We start from the raw sequence: 20,551 nt of genomic DNA on the forward strand, positions 1-20,551 counted from the left end.
TTTTCTATTACTGCGGCAGTTGTGGCTGAGGGGGCTGCTATTGCCGGGTGCCAGCCTCTGCGGGGAGATCCCGCCAGAGCGCCAGAATAAGCAGCGCCAGCAGGGCGAAAGGCGGGGCCAGGCTGAGCAGCATGCACAGCACGGTGATCAGCGCCGGATGCTTGCTCTTGCGGCGGGCCAGTCGCCAGGCCACGACGCCCACGATGATCATCAGCAACAGGATGAACTGCCCCAGCAGGGTGGCGTTGATATTCATATGCATGAAAGCTCCTTTTTCATGGCAAAGGCTCACTCTAGCGCCGCTGTGGCCCCAGGCAACTCCCAATACGGTGAGGGCATTCTCACTTGATAGGTCGTCCCTATCCAACCATTAGATGAGAATGGTTTTCATTTATTGAGGTTTCGGGGGATACTCTGCTCATCACCAGAGGGAGCCGCCATCATGAAAAAGACCATCAGCTTCGCCGTTTTGCACTTCACCGTGGCCTTCACCGTGGCTTACCTGCTGACCGGTGAACTGCTCACCGCCAGCCTGATCGCCCTGATCGAACCCGCCGTCAACACGGTCGCCTTCTACTTCCACGATCTCGGCTGGCACAAGCTCAAACCCCACCACAGCCTGCAGGCCAAGACCAGCAGCTTCGCCCTGGTGCACTTCTCGGTGGCCTTCGGCGTCGCCTACCTGCTGAGCGGCGAGCTGCTCACCGGCGGCGTGATGGCGATGATCGAGCCTGCCATCAACACCGTCGTGTTCTTCTTCCACGAGCGGCTGTGGCGCACCCGCCAGTCCCTGGCGCTCGCCTGATCTCCCTCCCCTTGTCTGGGGCCGCCCGGCGCAAAAAATGCTCGGCGGCCCAGCGCCATTGTGCTTTAGTAGCCGGGTCCCCCTTGCTGGAGCCCCTCAATGAACAAGACCTTGCTTGCCACTCTGCTGTTTGCCCCTTTATTGGCCACCGCTGCCACCCCCTCCTTCGATTGCGCCAAGGCGAAAGGCGCCGCCGAAACCCTGATCTGCAAGGATGCCGCGCTGGCGGCGCTGGATAACGAGCTGGCGGCCCTCTACCCCAAGGCAATTGCCGCGTTCTCACCCGAGCAGCAGAAAACCGAGCGCGCCATCCAGCGCGGCTGGATCAAGGGGCGCAACGACTGCTGGAAGGCGAGCGATCTGCGCCAGTGCGTGGAAGAGAGCTACCAGCTACGGATCACCGAGTTGCAGATAAAAGGGGGCCAGCTGATGGTGCCAGCACCGGTGAACTACCTGTGTGGCAAGAACATCACTCTCTCCACCTACTTCTACAACGAGGCCAAGCGGCCCGCCGCGGTGATCAACCTGAACGAGGGTACTGACCCGCTGCAGGTGCTCGCCTATGAAACCCCCAGCGCCAGCGGCTCCCGTTATGAAGGGCAAAACCTCACCCTCTTTACCAAGGGAGGCGAAGCCAGGCTGGAGCGTGTCGGCCAGCCAACTCTCACCTGCACGCAGCGCTAATCCAGAAGCCGATCACTTGGGGACGGCGGCATCCACGCCGCCTTCTCCTGCCCCCCCCCCCCTCCGCTCTCGCCATATCTATTAATTTATTGATCTTGCTCAGAAATAACTCACAGCCCCCTTTTCCCCCATCCAAGGGGCGTTACTATGGCCAAATGGCAACATTCGCCTCGTCGGAGTCTCCCCATGAGCCATGCCAACCCTCTCACAGGTAACAAGCAGCACACTGGAAGCTGAAATTCAGGGGCGGTAGCCATGCCATCGGCTGGCCAACCCCTGTTGCTCACAGCAAGGGGCCGGCCAGCGGCTCATCCACAACATGCAAAGCAAGGTGGTGTATGGAAACACAAACACTGCATCGCGGTCGGCTGATCGACCATCTCCAGCTGGTGGTGAAAGATCTGGCCGCCAGCCAGCGTTTTTACACGGCCGCACTGGCCGCCCTCGATATTCCCATAGGCGGCGCCGGTGAGGGTTACTTCTGGGCAGACGAGCTGTTTGTCACCGCCATCGACAGCCCGGCGGCGCTGGGGGCATTGACCGGCCGCCACCACCTCGCCTTTCAGGCGCAAGACAGAGCCATGGTGGATCGCTTCTATCAGGCAGCGCTGGCCCATGGCGGCCAGGACAACGGCGCCCCCGGCGAGCGCAATTATCACCCTGGCTATTACGCCGCCTTTGTGCTCGACCCGGACGGCAATAATATCGAAGCTGTGTATCACGGCGAGGCAAAGCGCAGTGCAGAATCGGTGGAGATTCGGTTTTAGCAAGAAGAAAGAATATCAATAATTAGAAGATCTTTTTATTTTGAATTCCTTAATGAAATCATTTCTATTTTTTGAACTAACGTAATGCAACCATCAAACACTATAATAAAACAAATGTACTTATATAACAGAGGACTATTGATTTATTAATACTAAAATTAAAAAGTAAAAATAAGTGCACTAAAGACCATACCATGGTATTGGTATAGGCCTCAATCTAGTCACTATTAGCTAAAAAAAGAGAGAGCATGAGTAAAGAATCCGCTATTGGTTTATGGGTAAGCATAATTACAGGTTTTTTTGGTATTTTTGGTGTTTTTTTGAGTGCTTATATTTATTGGGAACCACTGGATGATAAATTGACAAACTCAAGAGATTTCTTAGGAATTTGGCAGACAGAATATAGTTATAAAATCACTAACGGCACTACAACTGTTAGAGGGACAACAGAGTATTTCAAAAGTGGGATGTATAACTTTACAGGAGTTATTACAAACTCAATTAGTAATCAACTGGGTACTGTGAAGATTATGTATGATGTTGATGGGGCAGGAACGTGGAAAAATGACAAAAATAACCTCTACATTACATTATCTGACTCAAAATCTCACCCTCGCCACCTAGAAGTCGATGGTAAGCAGATTGACCTTAATGAGCATATTTTTAGAGAGCTAATTCCAAAGCTTGAGTCATTTTTACCAAAAAATACTTCTGATCAATATCTCATCGTAGAGAAAAACTCTAAAAAAATCACTTTCGAACTTGATGATCCATTTGGTAAAAATTTCCCCATGATTATGTGGAAAGTGGATAAGAAGTATCAGAGGCAATAGCTTAACTAAATACGGTTAAAATGCGGATATGATAGTATATGAAAAACAGCGATTTTAAAGATATTATCGTTAATAACTCAGAGGTCGTTCTCGACTACATATTAAAAGATGGTCTTTTAAAAGACATACCAATAATTAACAACTTAGTTAGCCTTTACAATATCAAGACAACTATTAGCGATAAAATTTTTTATAGAAAGGTAGTCAGCTTTTACGAGACCTTTTACAACGTAAATAGAGCGCATTTCGTCAGGTGGAATAGTTGGGCTTTAGAAAATACTGAATCCGCTGAAAAAATTGCAAGCACTCTTATCCTACACATTGACTCTCAGCATGAGCTTATTAAATGTAAGATTATTGGTCACATATTCAGGAGTTTAGTGGAAGAGAAAATAACTTTGAATGACTTCGAGGCTTACCTTTATGTCATTTCAATGTGTTCCGTTAGTGATTTAAAGAAACATTGTGTCGAGGGTGGTGATCTGTCATCTTCTACGGAAGCATCTTTATCTCAAAGATTACAGTTTGTCGGCTTTTACTGTTTTACTCCAGAATCACTGAGCCACAATGACAAACTCGAGTACGAAATTACTAATAGTGGCAGTGACTTCATAGCGTTAATGGAAGGGTTTAGTTGGTGAAAACCAAACTCCAATACACGGCTCAAGAAAGTAGTCAACGTTAATAGAGAACTAAAGTGGTCCCTCGAGCAGCTTTGCAGCCGCAGACTATGCCCAACTAAGCGCCATAAAAAAGCCCCGCATCGCGGGGCTTTTTGTTATCGGCAGTAACCAACTCAGTTGACGGTTGCAGGCTGACCCAGCGCATCCGGCGGAGTCTGGAACTCGCGCTCGGCGTCGTCGAAGCGCTCCAGCATGGCCTTGGAGGGGGCCTTGTCCAACAGGCTGAACACCAGGATGGCGAGTCCGGAGAAGAGGAAGCCGGGGATGATTTCATAGAGCCCCAGCCAGCCGAACTGCTTCCAGACGATGACGGTCAGGGCGCCCACCAGCATGCCCGCCAGGGCGCCGTTGCGGGTCATCCGCGACCAGAGCACGGAGAGCAGCACCACGGGGCCAAAGGCGGCGCCAAAGCCGGCCCAGGCGTAGCTCACCAGCCCCAGCACCCGGTTTTCCGGGTTCATGGCAACGGCGATGGCGATGAGTGCGATCACCAGCACCATGGCGCGGCCGACCCACACCAGCTCCTGCTGGGAGGCGTTCTTGCGCAGGAACGGCTTGTAGAGATCCTCGGTGATGGCGCTGGAGCAGACCAGCAGCTGGCAACTGAGGGTACTCATCACCGCCGCCAGGATGGCGGAGAGCAGCACGCCGGCGATCCAGGGGTTGAACAGGATCTTGGAGAGCTCGATAAAGACCCGCTCCGGGTTAGCAGTCACGCCGCCAGCCTGCTCGGTGAAGGTGGAGAAGTAGGAGAGGCCGAAGAAACCGATGGCCACGGCACCGCCCAGGCACAGCACCATCCAGGTCATGCTGATGCGACGGGCATTGGTCATGGAGTGGTGGGAGTCCGCCGCCATGAAGCGCGCCAGGATGTGGGGCTGGCCGAAGTAGCCCAGGCCCCAGGCCATCAGCGAGATGATGGCGATGAAGTCCAGGTTCTTGAACATGTCGAGGTTGCCGGCGTTCTGCGCCGCCACCTGCACCATGGCGGTGTCGATGCCGCCCACCGCGATGATGACGAACACCGGGGTGAGGATCAGGGCGAAGATCATCAGGGTGGCCTGCACGGTATCAGTCCAGCTCACCGCGAGGAAGCCGCCGAAGAAGGTGTAGGTGATGGTGGCCGCGGCACCGACCCAGAGGGCGGTGTCATAGCTCATGCCGAAGGTGCTCTCGAACAGGCGGGCACCGGCCACCACGCCGGAGGCGCAGTAGATGGTGAAGAACAGCAGGATCACCAGGGCGGAGAGGATGCGCAGCACCCGGCTCTTGTCCTCGAAGCGGTAGGTGAAGTAGTCCGGCAGGGTCAGGGCGTTGCGGTTCTTCTCGGTATGTACCCGCAGCCGGCCGGCGACCCAGCGCCAATTGAGATAGGCACCCAGGGTGAGGCCGATGGCGATCCAGCTCTCGGAGATGCCGCCGATGAAGACGGCGCCCGGCAGGCCCATCAGGAGCCAGCCGCTCATGTCGGAGGCACCGGCGGAGAGGGCGGTCACCCAGCTCCCCATCCGGCGGCCGCCGAGAATGTAGTCGTCAAAGTTGCGGGTGGCGCGATAGGCGATAAAGCCGATCAGAACCATCCCGAGGATGTACACCAGAAAGGTGATAAGCATGGGGGTGCTGGCTGTCATTCAAAACTCCGTTATGTGACGTGTGTGCCCGTTCTGACGACGGACTCTTCCTTAAAAAAACCGCCCTAGCTTAATCAGCAGATCCCATGACCTCAACCTTTTTTAACAAACAGAAAACACAATATAAACGTTTCATCTTTAACCAACAGACCAGCTTTGCCCCGTTCCGCCAGATTTTATCCTGACGCAGCAACTGCTTATCCACCGGGCATGTTCAGGGGCTCGATCCCGCCACGGCGGCAAAAAAAAAGCCCCGACCAGAAGTCGGGGCCATCTCGGCAGGCGCCAATCAGCGATTGATCGCGATCGGCATGCCGCTGCGCTGCTCCAGCGCCTGCTTGACCAGCTGGGAGTCGCTGTCGGCGTGGGCGATGAAGCGGGTCACCGCCGGGGTCATCGGCAGCGGCGCAGGCAGGCTGGAGTTGAACTCCTCCTGATTGCGGGAGAGCGGCTGATGTACTTCCAGGTAGCGGCGGCCATCCGGCTCGACACTGGCCTTGATCGGCTGGTTGACGAACTGCACGCGGGTACCGACCGGTACCTTCTTGAACAGGTACTCGATGTCGTCGTTGCGCAGGCGCACGCAGCCGTGGCTCACCCGCAGGCCGATGCCGAACTGGGCGTTGGTGCCGTGGATGGCGTACATCTTGCCGATGTAGAGCGCGAACAGCCCCATGGGGTTGTCCGGGCCGGCCGGCCATACTGCCGGCAGGGTCTCGCCACGGGCGGCATATTCGGCATGCATTTTGGCGGTCGGGGTCCAGGTCGGGCCCGCCTTCTTGCGCTGCACGCTGGTCACCCAGTTTTCCGGGGTGTCGGTGCCAAGCTGGCCGATGCCGATGGGCAGCACTTCCACCACTTTCTTGCCTTTCGGGTAGTAGTAGAGGCGCATCTCGGCCACGTTCAGCACGATCCCTTCACGGGGCGCATCCGGCAGGATCAGCTGGTGCGGCACGATCAGCTTCTCGCCGGTCTGCAGCAGCAGGGGATCCGCCTTGGGGTTGGCCTCCAGCATGTTGGTCAGCCCCAGCTGGAATTTGGCGGCGGCGGCCTCCAGCGGCTGGCCGTTTTCTTCGGCCGGGACCACGTATTCCAGATTTTCACCCACCAGGCGGCTGTTGGCCGCAGGCAGGGCGTATTCAACAGCGAGCGCAGGCGCGGCGCCCAAAAGGAGGCTGCAGCACAGCAGGGCCGCAGTAGTGTGGAGGAGCTTCATAACTTTCCTGTAATGGATGACGTGGTTCAAGACTCTGGGCTGACCCGGGAGCGGCGGGCGATCCGGGGGGCGAAGAGAAGGCCGCCATTTTTCTCCTCTGCCGGGCAAATTTCAACTGACAAGTGGCGGCGGGTCAGCGATTAATATCGCTTTTTTTATCCGCCGCCAGCCCTTGTCTGATGGCCGTTCACCCCTTTTGCCAGGCGCGCATATCGTAACCTGTGGGAGATTGGTGCAACCGCAGATGAAATTGCTCGATGATGGCAAAAATGTGGTCGAAAATGTCGGCCTGGATCCCTTCGTAATCGGCCCAGGCGGTGGTCGCCGTGAAGCAGTAGATCTCCAGCGGCAGGCCGTCCGTGGTCGGTGCCAGCTGGCGCACCATCAGGGTCATGTCCTTGCGAATGCCGGGGTGGGCGCGCAGGTAGGCGTCCAGATAGGCGCGCAGGGTGCCGAGGTTGGTGAGGTGGCGGCCGTTGATGGGGCAGCTGATGGCGTCGCTCAGCTGCTGGTTGTAGGCGCTCAGCTCCTGCTCCTTGCGGCTCAGATAGGGCGCCAGCAGTTGGGCCTGCTTGAGCTGCAGCTGCTCGTCCGCCGTCAGGAAGCGCACGCTGGTCATGTCGATGTTGACGCTGCGCTTGATGCGCCGCCCGCCCGACTCTGTCATCCCCTGCCAGTTCTTGAAGGAGTCGGAGATGAGGGCATAGGTGGGGATGGTGGTGATGGTCTTGTCCCAGTTCGACACCTTGACCGTGGTGAGGCCGATGTCGGTCACCTCGCCATCGGCGCCGTACTTGTCCATCTGCAGCCAGTCACCGACGCTCAGCATACGGTTGGCGGAGAGCTGGATACCGGCCACCAGCCCGAGGATGGGGTCCTTGAACACCAGCATCAATACCGCGGTCATGGCACCCAGGCCGCTGAACAGGAACAGCGGCGACTTGCCGAGCAGCAGGGCGATCATCAGGATGCCCACCAGGATGCTGCCCACCAGCTTCACCCCCTGGAAGATGCCGCGCAGGGGCAGATCCCGCCCGAGCCGGGTGTAGCGGCTCACCGACAGCAGGCAGTCGAGCAGGGCGAACAGCGCCAGCAGCAGGAACAGCAGGATCCAGAGCTGGGCCACCGTCTCGATGAGCTGCAGGCTTTCGGAGTCGCGCGGCAGCCAGATCTCGGCCTGCCCCAGCAGCACGGCCCCCTGCAGCACGAAGGCGAGCCGGTAGAACAGCCGCTGCTGCAGTTGGGGCGGCAGCCACACCTGCATGGTCTTGCCGAGCACGCCCACCAGCCGCACCAGCAACACCCGGTGCAGCAGCATGTGCAGCACCAGCGAGGTGAGCACGATAAAGCCGAGGGCGATCACCAGCCCCGTCATGCCGGTCACCTCCAGTCCTAGCCCGGCCAGCCAGCGAAAAATCGTCTCCTTCATCCCATCCTCCTGTGCGTGAAACTGCGGTCAGGGTACGTATCTGCCACCCCATGTCAAATGGGCACCGGCCCACAAACGACAACGCCCGGCAGGGGCCGGGCGTTGTCTGGGAGCGAGGGGGCGTCAGCCGACCAGGCTCAGGGCATCGCGGGCGATGACCAGCTCTTCGTTGGTGGGCATCACCAGCGCCAGGCGGCTGCCTTCGGCGGTGATGGGGCCCTCGCCGCCCAGCACGGCGGCGTTGTTGGCTTCCTTGTCGATCTTGAAGCCGAACAGGGCCAGACGGGCCAGCACCATCTCGCGCACCATGGCGGCGTTTTCACCGATACCGCCGGTGAACACCAGGGCATCCAGACGACCGTCCATGGCGGCAGCGTAGGCGCCGACATACTTGGCCACCCGGTAGGTGAACACATCCAGCGCACGCTTGGCACCGGCGTCGGTGGCGTAGTTGGAGGTGACGTAGCGGCAGTCGCTGCTCGCCTCTGTCATGCCCAGCAGGCCGGACTCACGGGTCAGGGTGTGGTTGATCTGCTCCACGCTGTAACCGAGCTGGTCGTGCATGAAGAAGACCACGGCGGGGTCGATGTCGCCGGAGCGGGTACCCATCGCCAGCCCTTCCAGCGGGGTCAGCCCCATGGAGGTGTCGACGGATTCGCCGCCACGGATGGCGCAGACGGAGGCACCGTTACCCAGGTGGCAGTTGATGATGTTGAGCTCTTCGAGCGGCTTGCCCAGCGCCTTGGCGGTCTCTTCTGCAATGAAGCGGTGAGAGGTGCCGTGGGCGCCGTAACGACGGATGCCGTTCTCTTTGTAAAGCTTGTAGGGCAGCGCGTAGAGGTAGGCTTCCTCTGGCAGGGTCTGGTGGAAGGCGGTGTCGAACACAGCCACGTTCTTCTCTGCCAGCGCCGGGAAGACCTTGAGGGCGGCACGGATGCCGATGAGGTGCGCCGGGTTGTGCAGGGGAGCGAACGGAATGGCGGCTTCGATGCCGGCAATCACGCTGTCATCGATGCGAACGGAACGGGAGAACTGCTCGCCGCCGTGCACGATGCGATGGCCGATGGCCACCAGCTGCTCGGCCAGGGTCGGATCCTGCGGCAGGATGTGACCCACGATGTGGTCGAGGGCTTCCTGGTGCGCGGCACCCGCGCCCAGCATGGCCTCGCCCTTGACGCCGTGGAGTTTCCATTTGATACGTGCATCATCCAGATTGAAGCATTCGGCCAGGCCGGACAGCATGTCCTCACCTGTTTCGGCGTCCATTACGGCAAATTTCAGGGAAGAGCTACCGCAGTTAAGGATCAATACCAACTTGCTCATGTTCTACATCTTCCTGTGCTTCGGCTTTATGCCGACAGTGTCGTGTCATCCAAAGTGGATGGGATTCCCCTGCCGGGGGCTTATGGTCGCAGGAAAGTGCGCCCAATTTTTCAATATGTTAAGTGCAAATCCGGATGATTCCGGCCACTCGTCTCAGCCAGGCTGCGCCAGCGGTTACAGGCCGGCCAGCAGATCCCGGTGCACCTTGACCACCAGCTTCTTCACCTTGGCCGGCGGGTTGGGGGTGCAGAGGGGGCGATGCAGTTCTCCCGGCCAGAAGATGGCGAAGTCGCCGGGCTGCAACGCCAGATAACTGGTCTGTTCGTCGTCGACGAACCAGAGGTCGGGATGGGGGTGATCCGCCCCTTCGCTCGCGTAGGTGTGCGGGCCGACCCCGATCCACTCCTCGCCGGCGAGCAGCAGCTGGATGTCCAGGTACTGCTGATGGAACTCGCCACGGCGATCCGCCGCCGGCTCGGTCAGCTCTTCGCTCACCAGACAGAACAGCTTGAGGCCGTCGACCTCCTGCTTGCCGAGCGGGGCATGCCGCCACCGGTCGACGCTTTGCACCACCTCGACCAGGATGCGGTCGAGCGGGGCGGGCAGCGGCGTACGCTGCAAGGTATTCAGACTGCCGGTGATCATGGCGCTTCCTTAGGTGTATTCAGGCGACATCTTAGCCGCAAAATGAAAAAGGACCCGTTGAAGGTCCTTGTGTCACACCGTCTGCTATCCGTGCAGACCGGGATGGAGCCATGGCTCTCTCCGGCGTGGTGAGTGCACTGTTACACACTCATCCTCGGCTTGCCAAGCGGGGCAAGCGCGTTCGCCGGGTGATCGTACCAGCTGAAACAATATTATTCACTACTCCATTGCCGGCGACTTTGACCAGACGCAAAAACGGGAGCATCAGCTCCCGTTTTTTTCGCATCACCTGGTCAAAACCGGTGTCATTCAAGCCTTGGCGGCGTTCTCCACCGGCTTGGCGTACATGGCACGCCAGATGGCCTTGTGCTCTTCCGGTACCTCGGACTGACGGCTCAGGAAGGCGGCCTGTTCGATGGTATTGGCGTGGCCTGCCACATCCGCAGCCAGGTAGTTGCCCGGGAAGAGGCGGTAGTTGCCCCAGATCGCCTTGTCGATGAGCGCCGCCAGTTCGTCCGGATCGCTGAAGCCTTCGGTGATGGGGGCGCCGAAGGAGACGTGTACCCGCCCCTTCTGGCCGACGATGCCGGCGACTATGCTCTCGATGTCCTCGAACTCGCCCTTCTCGTAGCTGCCGTTGATGGACTTTTCGTAGAGCTCGCGCGCCTTGGCCTTGTCGGTGGGATCCAGCTCATAGCTGATGCTGACCGGCACGATATTGAGGCTGCGCATGTAGTCGACGAACTCGATCTTCTGCTTCTTGCCATCCACATAGAACATCTTGAGGATGGCCGGGTCGGTCTTGTCATCGCCGTTCTTGGCGCGCCCTTCCTTCTGGGCGATCCAGATGGAGTGGCCTTCGTGCACCGACTGGCCGATGTAGGCCGACAGCTCGCCGAGCGCCTTCATCATCTCCCGCGGCCCCTTGGCGGAGCGCTTGACGATGAAGCTCTTGTTGAGCTTCATCAGCTCGGTGGCGCAAGGCTTGCGCAGCAGGTTGTCGCCGATGGCAATGCGCACGGTATCGAAACCATGGGTGTGCAGACCCCAGTTGACGAACGCCGGATCCATGGCGATGTCCCTGTGGTTGGAGACGAACAGGTAGCCCTGCTCTTTTTTAAGATGCTCAAGCCCGGAGAAGGTCACCCCCTGGGTGGAGGTGGCGATCATCCGGCTCATGTAGCGGGTCACCCCCATCTGCACCTGATGGATGGTGGTCACCTTGGACCACTTGTAGCGCAGGAACTGGCGGATCAGCGGGCGAATGGCCCAGCCCAGCCAGCTCATCAGGGAGCCGAAGCGATACTTGGCGATGGCGCCGATGAATTCATCATCCCGGATCAGCCGCTCGATGGCTGCCGGTACTTCCTCATCGCGGTAGGGGCGAATGTCCGCGAATCTATCTACTTCTGTCACAATGTCAGCCTTGCGTGTAAGGAGTCGCGGCCGGCGTGCGCCGGCCGGAAAATTCAGGGCGCAATTTTACACGCTTTTATGCCGAGGGGTATGCGGCGCAGCCAGATAGTGAGATCTGACCAGTAAAAAACAATGGCCCCGAACGGGCCATTATTTCACTCTTCCACCGTGAACGAGAGCATCATGCCGGTGTCTTCATGCTCCAGCAGATGGCAGTGAGCCATGTAGGCCCGCTCCTTCGGCGCCGTGTGATCGAAGCGCACCAGCACCTCGCTGCGCCCGCCCTCCACCTTGACGATATCCTTCCAGCCGGCGCGATGGGGGGCCACCGGCTGACCGTTCTCGCTCAGGATCCGGAAACGGGTGCCGTGAATGTGGAAGGGGTGCAGCATCATGTCCCCCTCCCCCGAGATGATCCAGCGCTCGGTGCGGCCGCGCTTGACCGCAAACTGCGGGTCGTTCATGGCGAAGGCCTGGCCGTTGATGCGGTTGCCGCCGTGCAAGTCCAGCGCGCCGCCCGCTTGCGTCATATCGGCCATGTCGCCATGATCCATCCCGGCCATCCCGTCGCCTTGCCCGTCCATCTTCATCCCGGCCATGCTGCCCGTATCGCCATGCTCCATGCTCATGCCCGCCATGGCACCGTGGCCGTAGCGACTCATCAGCGCCTGCATCCCCTGCCGGTCCAGTTCGGGATCCATCGACAGGGTCAGGGTGCGGCTCGGCAAGCCTTGAGTGGCAGGCAGCGCCGGCAGCCGGGCCAGGCTGTCCGGCAGGCGCCCCTTGCCCTCGATCAGGGAGGGCCGGATCCTCAGCAGCGGCAGAGCCGCATCGAACGGCGCCAGGGTCATCCCCATCTGGCGCACCGGCAGGGTGAGCAGGTCGAACGCCTGGCCATTGCGGGCATCCACCATCACCTCGAAGCGCTCCCCCGGCAGCAGCGCCAGCTCGCTCAACGCCACCGGCTCCGCCAGCAGGCCGCCATCGCTGCCGATCACATACAAGGGGCGGCCATCGCTGGTCGCCAGCGTGAGGGAGCGAGCATTGCAGCCGTTGAGCAACCGCAACCGCAGCCAGCCGCGGGGGGCGTCGTGGGTCGGATAGACGGCGCCGTTGATCAGCATCAGATCGCCGAACCAGCCGACCGCGGCGCTCATCACGTCCAGCTGGTAGTCCACCTGATCCCGCCCATCGAGGCGCTTGTCCTGCAGCACCAGCGGGATGTCGTCCACCCCCCAGCGTTGCGGCAGCGGCAGCCGCAGGCTCTCCTCGTCGTCGAGGATGAAGAGCCCGGCCAGCCCCATGGCCACCTGATGGCCGGTCTGTCCGTGGGTATGGGGGTGATACCAGCAGGTGGCCGCCGGCTGCTCGATGCGAAACGCCGCCTGCCACTCTTTGCCGGAGGGGATGCTGGCCTGCGGGCCGCCATCGGCGGTGCCCGGCACCTCCAGCCCGTGCCAATGTATCGTGGTGGTCTCCGCCAGCTGGTTGGCGACCCGGACTCGCACCGCCTGCCCCTGGCGGGCACGCAATGTGGGGCCGAGCAGGTTGCCGTTGTAGCCCCAGCTGCGGGTCGGCTGGCGTCGCCACTGCATCTGGCCCGGCTGGGCCCTGAGCTGGAACAGGCCGCTGGCGTCCGCCTCCAGCAACGCAGGAATAGGCAGGGCTGGGCGCTCGGCGGCAAGCGCCCGTCCCCACCAGGGCAAGGCACCGGCGATGCCGACGGCGGTGGAGAGTTTGAGAAAATCGCGACGCTGCATGAGTCGTTCCTCGTTGGCCAAAGCGGACCTTCAGCCTATGCAGCAACCCTGCGGCAAGGTCAAGCCCTGCCGAGCCGGCGGCCGGACAGTTTCTGGCTTATCCGCTTGCCAGCAGACCCCTGTCGTCAAGCCAGCACCAGGCTTACCGCCGCCTCGGCGTGGATCGTGGTGGTGTCGTAGAGCGGCACCGTGGCGCCGGCATTTTCCAACCCACTATCTGCCTCACCTGCTTGCCAGCAGAGCCATGGTCGTCAAGCCAGCGCCAGACTCACCGCCGCCTCGGCGTGGATCGCAGTGGTGTCGTAGAGCGGCACCGCGGCGTCGGCCTCTCCCACCAGCAAGGCTATCTCGGTGCAGCCGAGGATCACCGCCTGGGCGCCCGCGTCGGCCAGCGCGCGGATGATGGCCAGGTACTCGGCCCGCGAGGCGTCGCGAATGTCGCCGAGACACAGCTCGTCATAGATGATGCGATGCACCCGCTCCCGCTCGGCCTCCTGCGGCACCAGCACCTCCAGCCCGAACTTCTCCTGCAAGCGCCCCTTGTAGAACTCCTGCTCCATGGTGAAGCGGGTGCCGAGCAGGCCGACCCTCTGGATCCCGTCCGCTTGCAGCTGACGTGCGGTGGCATCGGCGATATGGAGCAGTGGGATGTCGATGGCAGCCTCAATCTCGGGCGCCACCTTGTGCATGGTGTTGGTGCCGATCAGCAGAAAATCGGCGCCACCGGCCTGGATGGCCCGCGCCTCGGCCGCCAGCAGACGGGCGGTGGCGGGCCAGTCCCCGATATGCTGCAGCCGCTCTATCTCGGCAAAGTCGACGCTGCTCAGCAGCACCCGCGCCGAGTGCAGGCCGCCGAGCCGTGCTCGCACGCCCCGGTTGAGCGCCTGATAGTAGCTGACAGTGGACTCCCAGCTCATGCCACCCAGCAGACCGATACATTTCATGGGACCTCCTTGTGTAAGCCGATCGTGTGAATCAATCGAGCAAACCGATCGTGTGAACCGATCGTGCACACCAGACAGAGGGCGGCGCGCATCATCGCACCGCCCCGTGAATAAAAAAGGCCCCGCAGGGCCAACAAGACAGCCGGTAAAGGCCCGGGCACAGGCCCGGACTAAATCCAGATCATCAGCACGCAGGCCGCCGTGGCGATCCCCATGCCGAGATTGAAACGACGCCAGCCTCTGGCGGTGCGAATGAGCCGGCGAACCTGGGCACCGAACAGCACCCAGAAGGCCCCGGTATAGAGGCCGGTCACGAAGAAGATGCCGAGCACCCAGATGGCGGAGGGCCAGTAGGCCTCCCCCGCCAGGGTGAAACCGCTGATGGCGGAGAGCGCCATCATCCACGCCTTGGGGTTGAGCAGCTGCAGCATGGCCCCCTGATGGGCCGGGATCAGCGGCCGATTGCCCTCGGCCGGGCCGCTGGCGGTCGCCACCTTCCAGGCCAGCCAGAGCAGGTAGGCCGAGCCGATGAGCTTGAGCCCGTCGTGCAGCAGCGGCAGTTGCTCGAACATCACCCCCAGCCCCAGCGCCGTGGCCAGGATCATCAGATTGATCCCCCCCACCACCCCCACCAGCAGGGGCACGCTGCGGCGAAAGCCCTGGGCCGCACCGGCGCTGGTGAGCAGCATGTTGTTGGGGCCCGGCGTGCCGCAAGTGATGAGGGCAAAGCCCGCTAGGGGAAGCAACCAGTTCAGATCCATCTCAACCTCTTGATGATGCAGGGCGCCGACTCGGCGACAAGCCTTCTAATATGCAGAGCCGGTGCCCGTCAGACAAGGCCGCAAATGCACTTTCTTCGCATCTTTATGCGGCTTCTGGCAAGGCTCAGTACCAGAGCATCACCACGCAGAGCGCAGTCAGCGCCCCTAGGCTGCCGTTGAGCCGGCGCCAGCCCCGATCCGTGCTGATCCAGTTGCTGAGCTGATGGCCGAACAGCACCCAGACGAAGCAGACCGGCAGCGCCACCAGCACGAACATGGCCATCACCGCGAACTGGCTCGGCCAGTAGCTGGCACCGGGCAGGCTGAACAGACTGATGGCGGAGATCCCCATCATCCAGGCCTTGGGGTTGAGGAACTGGAAGCCCAGCCCCTCCAGCAGGGTCAGCGGACGGGCGCGCCGGGCCGGATCACCGGGAGCGCCGGCCACCGCGATGCGCCATGCCAGCCACAGCAGATAAAGGCTGCCGAAGATCTGCAGGCCGAGACGCAGCAGCGGCCAGCGCTCGAACAGGGGGTAGAGCCCCAGCGCCAGCACCATCTGCAGCACCGGCTGGCCCACCGCCACCCCGATCAGATGAGGCAGGGTGCGGCGCACCCCGAAGTTGGCGCCGGAGGCGGTCAGCATGAGGTTGTTGGGGCCCGGCGTGCCACAGGTGAGCACCGCAAAGCCAAACAGGGTGGCATACCATTCGATCGTCATCTTTGTACTCCTGAACTGCGCACATTGTATCGATACAATGTGCTGTTTTTGATTGTTATCGGGTTCAAAATCACGCTATATTGCCGATACATTTCGATCAATGGATTTATTGTCACCATGACAATCTGGACCCCAGACCTCACCCCCTTCGCCGGCCCGCTCTACCTCAAGCTGGTGAAGGCCATCGAGCAGGCCATTCAGGACGGCTCTCTGCCGGCCCAGACCCGGCTGCCCACCCACAGGGCGCTGGCGGACAGGCTGGGGGTCACCGTCGGCACCGTCACCCGCGCCTATGGCGAGGCGGAGCGGCGCGGGCTGCTGGCCGCCCGGGTCGGCCATGGCACCTGGGTCAAGGGGGAGAATGAGGATCCGGCCAACGCCTGGGTGATCCGCAAGGAGGAGGGGCACCGCATCGAGTTGTGGCAGAACCTGCCGGTGCAGCTGGATCGAGCCGCCATCATCCGGCCCATGCTGGCGGAAGTCGCGGACGGGGATCTCAACGCCCTGCTCGGTTATGACAAGGAGGCGGGCCAGCCCAGCCAGCGCCAGCTCTTTATCGACTGGCTGACCGAGCAAGGGGTGGCGGGCTGCGAGGAGTATCTGCTGTTCAGCCACGGCGCCCAGCACGGCATCATGCTCTCCCTGCTGGCCACCGGCTGCGTGGGGGAGACCCTGTTCTGCGAAGGGCTCAGCTACCCCGGCATGCTGGGCAATGCCCGCCAGCTGAAGAATCAGGTGGTGGGGCTGGCGATGGACGAGGAGGGGCTGCTGCCCGACGCGCTGGAGGCAGCCTGCCGCACCCGCCGCGCCAAGCTGCTCTACCTCACCCCCACCCTGCAGAATCCCACCACCGCCACCATGAGCCTGGCGCGGCGCGAGGCCATCATCGCCATCGCCCGCCGTCACGACCTGCTGATCATCGAGGACGATGTCAACGGCCTGCTGCCCCAGCAGCCGGTGACGCCGCTGGTCAACCTGGCGCCGGAGCGGGTCATCTATCTGGGCAGCCTGGCCAAGATCGCCTGCGGTGGCCTGCGGGTCGGCTTCGTGCTGACCCCGCCCCACTTGCGCGGCGCCTTCGCCCAGGCGATGCGGCTGTCGAGCTGGATGGTGAGCCCGCTGCTCATCGAGCTGGCCTGCAAGCTGGTGAGCCAGCGCCAGATCATGCCTCTTGTAGAGCAGCAACGGCAGATCCTGGCACGTCGCGGCGAGCTGCTGCGCCACCTGTTGCCGGAGGCCTGCTGGCAGGCGGGCTCCATGCACGCCTGGCTGCCGCTGCCCGAGCCCTGGCGCAGCCAGGAGTTTGCCGAGGCCGCCAACGCCCTTGACGTCGGGGTGGCCAGCGGGGAACACTTCGCCGCTGGCCAGTTCGCAGCGCCGCAGGGGGTGCGGCTGAGCCTGAGCCAGCCGGCCACCGACGCCCGCGTCGCCGAGGCGCTGGAGCGGCTCGCTGGCCTGCTGCGCACCGCGCCGCCCACCAATACCCTGCTATAGTCAGCCCCGGCCCAGCCCATCCGTGCGCTCAAAGGAGAGCCCATGCACCCGACCCGCGCCCCGCTTTTGCTCCTCACCCTGCTGCTGGGGGGCTGCGCCTCCCCCGCTCATCAACAGCTGGGGGCGGCGCTGAGCGGGCTGGAGGGGGAGTTGCAGCGGCTGGAGGAGGAGCTGGCGGCCATGAACGGCCTCCATTACCAGAAGGCGATTGACGCTCCCTTGAGCCTGCGCCGCCGGCTGACCACCCCCGTCCCCACGGCACAAGGACTGCTACCCAGCCGCAGCATGCTGACAGACGGCCCCCTGCTGCGCTACGACTACCAACTGCCGGCCGGCATGGCCAGCCTGCCCCTCACCGAGCCCTGCCTGCGCTACGAATTCGAGCTGCGCCACCTGGGCCGCCTCGGCCAGCTCGCCCTGCACTGGCAGGGGGCGGCGGGCTCGGGAGAACAACTGATCCAGCAGCGCGACTGCCCCTTTTCGGCCAAGGGGCCCGGCCTGCAGTAGGCCAGCCGCCGGCCGACCTGCCCCTATGGTCAGTTGAAAGGGGTGAAGGCATCTTGTAGCGTGCCAGCATCCCGACTCCTGCTGGAAGCGCCCATGAAACTGACTCCCCTGTGGCTGGCCCTCTGCAGCCTGCCCGCCCTGGCCTGCGGCCCGGATGGCTGCGAGACGCCGCTCACCCTGCAACTGACCGCCGCCCAGTGCCACCTGAACGGGTTGCCGTTCCTCTCCCCCGACAACGATACCCGCACCAACCTGGCGCTGCTGCTGGCCGATGAGCAGGCCTTCTCGCTGCCCAAGGCGCCGCTGCCGCTCCCCTTCGCCATCGAGGAGCTGCTCAACCCGGCCCTGCTCAACCCGACCCCCGCCGGGCCGGATCCCCTGCTGGCGCTGGCCGCCGGTCTTGGCATCGAGCAGCGCACCACCCAGGCCGCCCTGGAGCGGGCCGCCGGCTGGAGCGAGGGGCGCTGCATCAGCAACAACCCGGTCGCGGCCGAAGCCTTCCTGCAGGCGCTGGTCGACACCCCGGCGTTGGGTGCCGACGAGCGTAGCCAGCTGGCCCGCCAGCGGCTGGCCATGCTGGGCCAGTGCGCCCAGCAGGTCGAAACGGCGCCAGAAGCCAAGGCCGCGCCGCTGTCGGCCGCCGGCCAGGGCTTTGCCGACTACCTGGCCGCCAGCCGACTCTTCTATCAGGGGGAGTTCGCGCAGGCCGATGTGCAATTTGCCGCCCTCGCCGGGCAGGATCAGCCCTGGCTGAAAGAGACGGCGGACTACATGCGGATCCGGGTCGCCCTCAACCAGTCACAGCAAAGCGCCTTCGATGACTGGGGCACCCTGGATCGCAACCAGATTGACCAGGCCGCCGTGCAGCGCGCCGAGCAGTTCATCGCCGACTATCACAGCCACTACCCAGAGGGGCGCTATCTCGACTCCGCCAACGGGCTGCTGCGCCGGCTCGCCTGGTTCAAGGGGGACGATGCGGCGCTGGCCGGCCTGTTCCAGCAGGCGAGCCGCCAGCCGGGCAACCCGGAGCTGCTCAACGAAATAGACCTCAAGCTGCTGATGCAGCCCGGTTTCACCGGCTCAGCCGCCATGCCGCAGCTGACCCTGGTGCAGGATCTGCGCAGGCTGCGGCTGCACGAGAGCTGGGACGAGTGGCAGCCGCTGCAAAGCGGCGAGCTGGCGCAGCAGAGCGCCCAGTTTGCCGGCAACCCGGCCTGGCTCGCCTACCTGCAGCAGGCCGAGCGTTATTATCTGGCCAAGGATTATGCTGCCGTCATCGCCGCCGCTCCCGCCCTCGGCAAGGGGCCTCTCGACAACCTGGCCTTCAGCCAGCAAGTGCTCAAGGGCATGGCGCTGGCGGCCAGTCAGGCACTGCCCGAGGCGGAGCAGCAGTGGCGCGCCCTGCTCGCCAGCCAGCCCACCCCCTTGCAGGATCAGCTGCTGCAGCTGGCGCTGGCCATGACCCTGGAGCGAGCCGGCCGGCTGGAACAGGTGTTCGCCAAGGAGAGCCCCATCCAGAGCGATCACTACCGCATTCCGCTGTTGGAGTACGTGGCGCCGGCCCCGCTGCTGCGCCGCATGGTGCAGGATGAGCAGGCCTCCGACCCCCTGCGCCAGCGGGCCGGCCACACCCTGCGCTACAAGCAGCTGACCCACGGCGACTACCGGGGCTTCCTGCAGGATCTGGCGCTGGCCCCGCTGGCCGCCCCGTTCGACTGGCAAGGGAGCCTGGAGTATCAATGCCCGGCGCTCACCGCGGTGGTCACCACCCTGGCGGACAACCCCAGCTCCCCCAAGGCGCTCAACTGCCTCGGCGAGTTCTTCCTGAGCAAGGGACTGGACTGGGATCCGCTCCTGCAGCGGCCGGGGGCCGACACCCTGGCGGGCAGCCGGGATCTGTTTGCCGGTCAGCAGCGCAGCCGGCTCGACTGGTATCAACAGGTGATCGCCAACCCCAAGGCCGCCAAGGAAGATAAGGCCTACGCCCTCTATCGCGCCATCAACTGCTATGCCCCGAGCGGCAACAACAGCTGCGGCAGCCAGGAAATCCCCATCAGCCAACGCAAAGGCTGGTTCAACACCCTCAAACGCCAGTACGGAACGAGCCAGTGGGCCAAACAGCTCAAATATTACTGGTGATGCTGGCGCTGCTGAGCGCCGAGGCCAGCGCCGCCGTCGAGGCGAGCCACTACCGCCAGTTCTGGCTGTGGGCCGGGGTCAGGCCCCAGCCGGTGCTGCAGCAGGCCCAGCGGCTCTATCTGCATCAGGGGGAGATAGGCCCCCTCGATGCGCGCCAGCCCGTGCGTTTTCAGGGGCAGGGCATAGCGCCGAGCAAGCTGCCGGTAAAGGAGCTCTGGCTCGCCTATCGGGTGGAGCGGCTCGACTGGGATGAGGCCCTGCTCAAGAGCCTGACCAACCAGCTGGCATCCTGGCAGCTCAAGGGCAATGAGGTGCGCGGCGTCCAGATTGATTTTGATGCCCGCACCCACCGGCTGGCGGACTATGGCGACTTCCTGCGCAAACTGCGCAGCCAGCTGCCCGCCGGCTGCGCCATCAGCATCACAGGCCTGCTGGACTGGACCCGCACCGGCGATGTGGCGACCCTCAACGCCCTCGCCGGCACGGTCGACGAGCTGGTGGTGCAGACCTACCGTGGCCGCCGCACCGAACCCGGCTACGCGCGCTACCTGCAGGCGCTGACGCGGCTGACCCTCCCCTTCAAGGTGGGGCTGGTGCAGGGAGGCGAATGGGATCAAACGTGGGAAAGCAGGCTGGCCGACGAGGCGGCCTATGGCGGCGTGGTGGTGTTTCTTGTCAATCCGGCGCCCTCCCCCCACCGCAGTGAGCTCGGACGAGGGGTTGACCGGCACGGCACCTCTGTAACAGAGTAATAGCTCTTTTTGACTCCATCACATGCCATACTTGTTCCGAT

Annotated in this window: 20 protein-coding genes; 9 read left to right on the forward strand and 11 right to left on the reverse strand. The window is 62.4% G+C overall.

Annotated features, from left to right (window positions below; genetic code table 11):
* Positions 1 to 37 precede the first annotated feature (37 nt).
* Positions 38 to 256, reverse strand: coding sequence for a hypothetical protein (locus BN1143_RS15955; RefSeq protein WP_042051389.1), 219 nt, complete (start codon positions 254 to 256; stop codon positions 38 to 40).
* Positions 257 to 442: 186 nt separating this feature from the next.
* On the opposite strand from BN1143_RS15955, the gene BN1143_RS15960 reads away from it, so the two are divergent.
* The 5 genes from BN1143_RS15960 to BN1143_RS15975 all read left to right on the forward strand — a co-directional run bounded on the left by BN1143_RS15960 (position 443) and on the right by BN1143_RS15975 (position 3,730).
* Positions 443 to 805: a DUF2061 domain-containing protein gene (locus tag BN1143_RS15960; protein ID WP_017780498.1), complete on the forward strand. Its 363-nt coding sequence runs from the start codon at positions 443 to 445 to the stop codon at positions 803 to 805.
* A gap of 99 nt (positions 806 to 904) precedes the next feature.
* The gene (locus BN1143_RS15965) at positions 905 to 1,489 is read left to right on the forward strand and encodes an MliC family protein (RefSeq protein WP_017780497.1); all 585 of its coding nucleotides are present in this window, start codon (positions 905 to 907) and stop codon (positions 1,487 to 1,489) included.
* Positions 1,490 to 1,827: 338 nt separating this feature from the next.
* Complete coding sequence (locus BN1143_RS15970) at positions 1,828 to 2,256, forward strand: VOC family protein (RefSeq protein WP_017780496.1); 429 nt, start codon at positions 1,828 to 1,830, stop codon at positions 2,254 to 2,256.
* A gap of 248 nt (positions 2,257 to 2,504) precedes the next feature.
* Positions 2,505 to 3,089: a hypothetical protein gene (locus BN1143_RS22465; RefSeq protein WP_139399259.1), complete on the forward strand. Its 585-nt coding sequence runs from the start codon at positions 2,505 to 2,507 to the stop codon at positions 3,087 to 3,089.
* Between the two features lie 38 nt (positions 3,090 to 3,127).
* The gene (locus BN1143_RS15975; protein ID WP_017780495.1) at positions 3,128 to 3,730 is read left to right on the forward strand and encodes a hypothetical protein; all 603 of its coding nucleotides are present in this window, start codon (positions 3,128 to 3,130) and stop codon (positions 3,728 to 3,730) included.
* Between the two features lie 155 nt (positions 3,731 to 3,885).
* Here the strand turns inward: BN1143_RS15975 and putP are convergent, their stop codons facing one another.
* The 10 genes from putP to BN1143_RS16025 all read right to left on the reverse strand — a co-directional run bounded on the left by putP (position 3,886) and on the right by BN1143_RS16025 (position 15,618).
* Positions 3,886 to 5,403 carry a sodium/proline symporter PutP gene (gene putP, locus BN1143_RS15980; RefSeq protein ID WP_017766278.1) on the reverse strand — a complete coding sequence of 506 codons (1,518 nt, stop codon included), beginning with the start codon at positions 5,401 to 5,403 and terminating at the stop codon, positions 3,886 to 3,888.
* Between the two features lie 289 nt (positions 5,404 to 5,692).
* Complete coding sequence (locus tag BN1143_RS15985; protein ID WP_026141444.1) at positions 5,693 to 6,619, reverse strand: L,D-transpeptidase family protein; 927 nt, start codon at positions 6,617 to 6,619, stop codon at positions 5,693 to 5,695.
* A 187-nt stretch (positions 6,620 to 6,806) separates the two neighbouring features.
* Positions 6,807 to 8,048, reverse strand: a complete 1,242-nt coding sequence (locus tag BN1143_RS15990; protein ID WP_005304793.1) for a mechanosensitive ion channel family protein — start codon at positions 8,046 to 8,048, stop codon at positions 6,807 to 6,809.
* Positions 8,049 to 8,171: 123 nt separating this feature from the next.
* The gene (locus tag BN1143_RS15995; RefSeq protein ID WP_042051364.1) at positions 8,172 to 9,371 is read right to left on the reverse strand and encodes an acetate kinase; all 1,200 of its coding nucleotides are present in this window, start codon (positions 9,369 to 9,371) and stop codon (positions 8,172 to 8,174) included.
* Positions 9,372 to 9,545: 174 nt separating this feature from the next.
* Positions 9,546 to 10,016 carry a NanQ anomerase/TabA/YiaL family protein gene (locus tag BN1143_RS16000; protein WP_005304798.1) on the reverse strand — a complete coding sequence of 157 codons (471 nt, stop codon included), beginning with the start codon at positions 10,014 to 10,016 and terminating at the stop codon, positions 9,546 to 9,548.
* Positions 10,017 to 10,325: 309 nt separating this feature from the next.
* Positions 10,326 to 11,432 (reverse strand): 1-acyl-sn-glycerol-3-phosphate acyltransferase, encoded by a 1,107-nt coding sequence (locus tag BN1143_RS16005; protein ID WP_010636222.1) that lies wholly within the window; start codon positions 11,430 to 11,432, stop codon positions 10,326 to 10,328.
* Positions 11,433 to 11,587: 155 nt separating this feature from the next.
* Positions 11,588 to 13,192: a multicopper oxidase CueO gene (cueO, locus tag BN1143_RS16010; protein WP_042051365.1), complete on the reverse strand. Its 1,605-nt coding sequence runs from the start codon at positions 13,190 to 13,192 to the stop codon at positions 11,588 to 11,590.
* Between the two features lie 251 nt (positions 13,193 to 13,443).
* Positions 13,444 to 14,136, reverse strand: coding sequence for an aspartate/glutamate racemase family protein (locus BN1143_RS16015; protein ID WP_042051366.1), 693 nt, complete (start codon positions 14,134 to 14,136; stop codon positions 13,444 to 13,446).
* Positions 14,137 to 14,306: 170 nt separating this feature from the next.
* The gene (locus tag BN1143_RS16020; RefSeq protein WP_042051367.1) at positions 14,307 to 14,897 is read right to left on the reverse strand and encodes a LysE family translocator; all 591 of its coding nucleotides are present in this window, start codon (positions 14,895 to 14,897) and stop codon (positions 14,307 to 14,309) included.
* Between the two features lie 124 nt (positions 14,898 to 15,021).
* Positions 15,022 to 15,618: a LysE family translocator gene (locus tag BN1143_RS16025; protein ID WP_005304811.1), complete on the reverse strand. Its 597-nt coding sequence runs from the start codon at positions 15,616 to 15,618 to the stop codon at positions 15,022 to 15,024.
* A 117-nt stretch (positions 15,619 to 15,735) separates the two neighbouring features.
* On the opposite strand from BN1143_RS16025, the gene BN1143_RS16030 reads away from it, so the two are divergent.
* From BN1143_RS16030 to BN1143_RS16045, 4 genes are all read left to right on the forward strand, one after another.
* Positions 15,736 to 17,112 (forward strand): aminotransferase-like domain-containing protein, encoded by a 1,377-nt coding sequence (locus tag BN1143_RS16030; protein WP_042051368.1) that lies wholly within the window; start codon positions 15,736 to 15,738, stop codon positions 17,110 to 17,112.
* A gap of 42 nt (positions 17,113 to 17,154) precedes the next feature.
* On the forward strand, positions 17,155 to 17,619 hold the full coding sequence (locus BN1143_RS16035) for a hypothetical protein (protein ID WP_042051369.1): 465 nt from the start codon (positions 17,155 to 17,157) through the stop codon (positions 17,617 to 17,619).
* A gap of 93 nt (positions 17,620 to 17,712) precedes the next feature.
* A complete protein-coding gene (locus BN1143_RS16040; RefSeq protein WP_042051370.1) occupies positions 17,713 to 19,758 on the forward strand; it encodes a PA5441 family protein in 2,046 nt (681 codons plus the stop codon).
* Complete coding sequence (locus BN1143_RS16045; protein ID WP_042051371.1) at positions 19,728 to 20,510, forward strand: DUF3142 domain-containing protein; 783 nt, start codon at positions 19,728 to 19,730, stop codon at positions 20,508 to 20,510. The genes BN1143_RS16040 and BN1143_RS16045 overlap by 31 nt, the downstream gene beginning before the upstream one ends.
* The last annotated feature ends 41 nt before the right edge of the window (positions 20,511 to 20,551 follow it).

Source organism: Aeromonas dhakensis, from assembly GCF_000820305.1.
In the GTDB taxonomy this organism is placed as follows: Bacteria; Pseudomonadota; Gammaproteobacteria; order Enterobacterales; family Aeromonadaceae; genus Aeromonas; species Aeromonas dhakensis.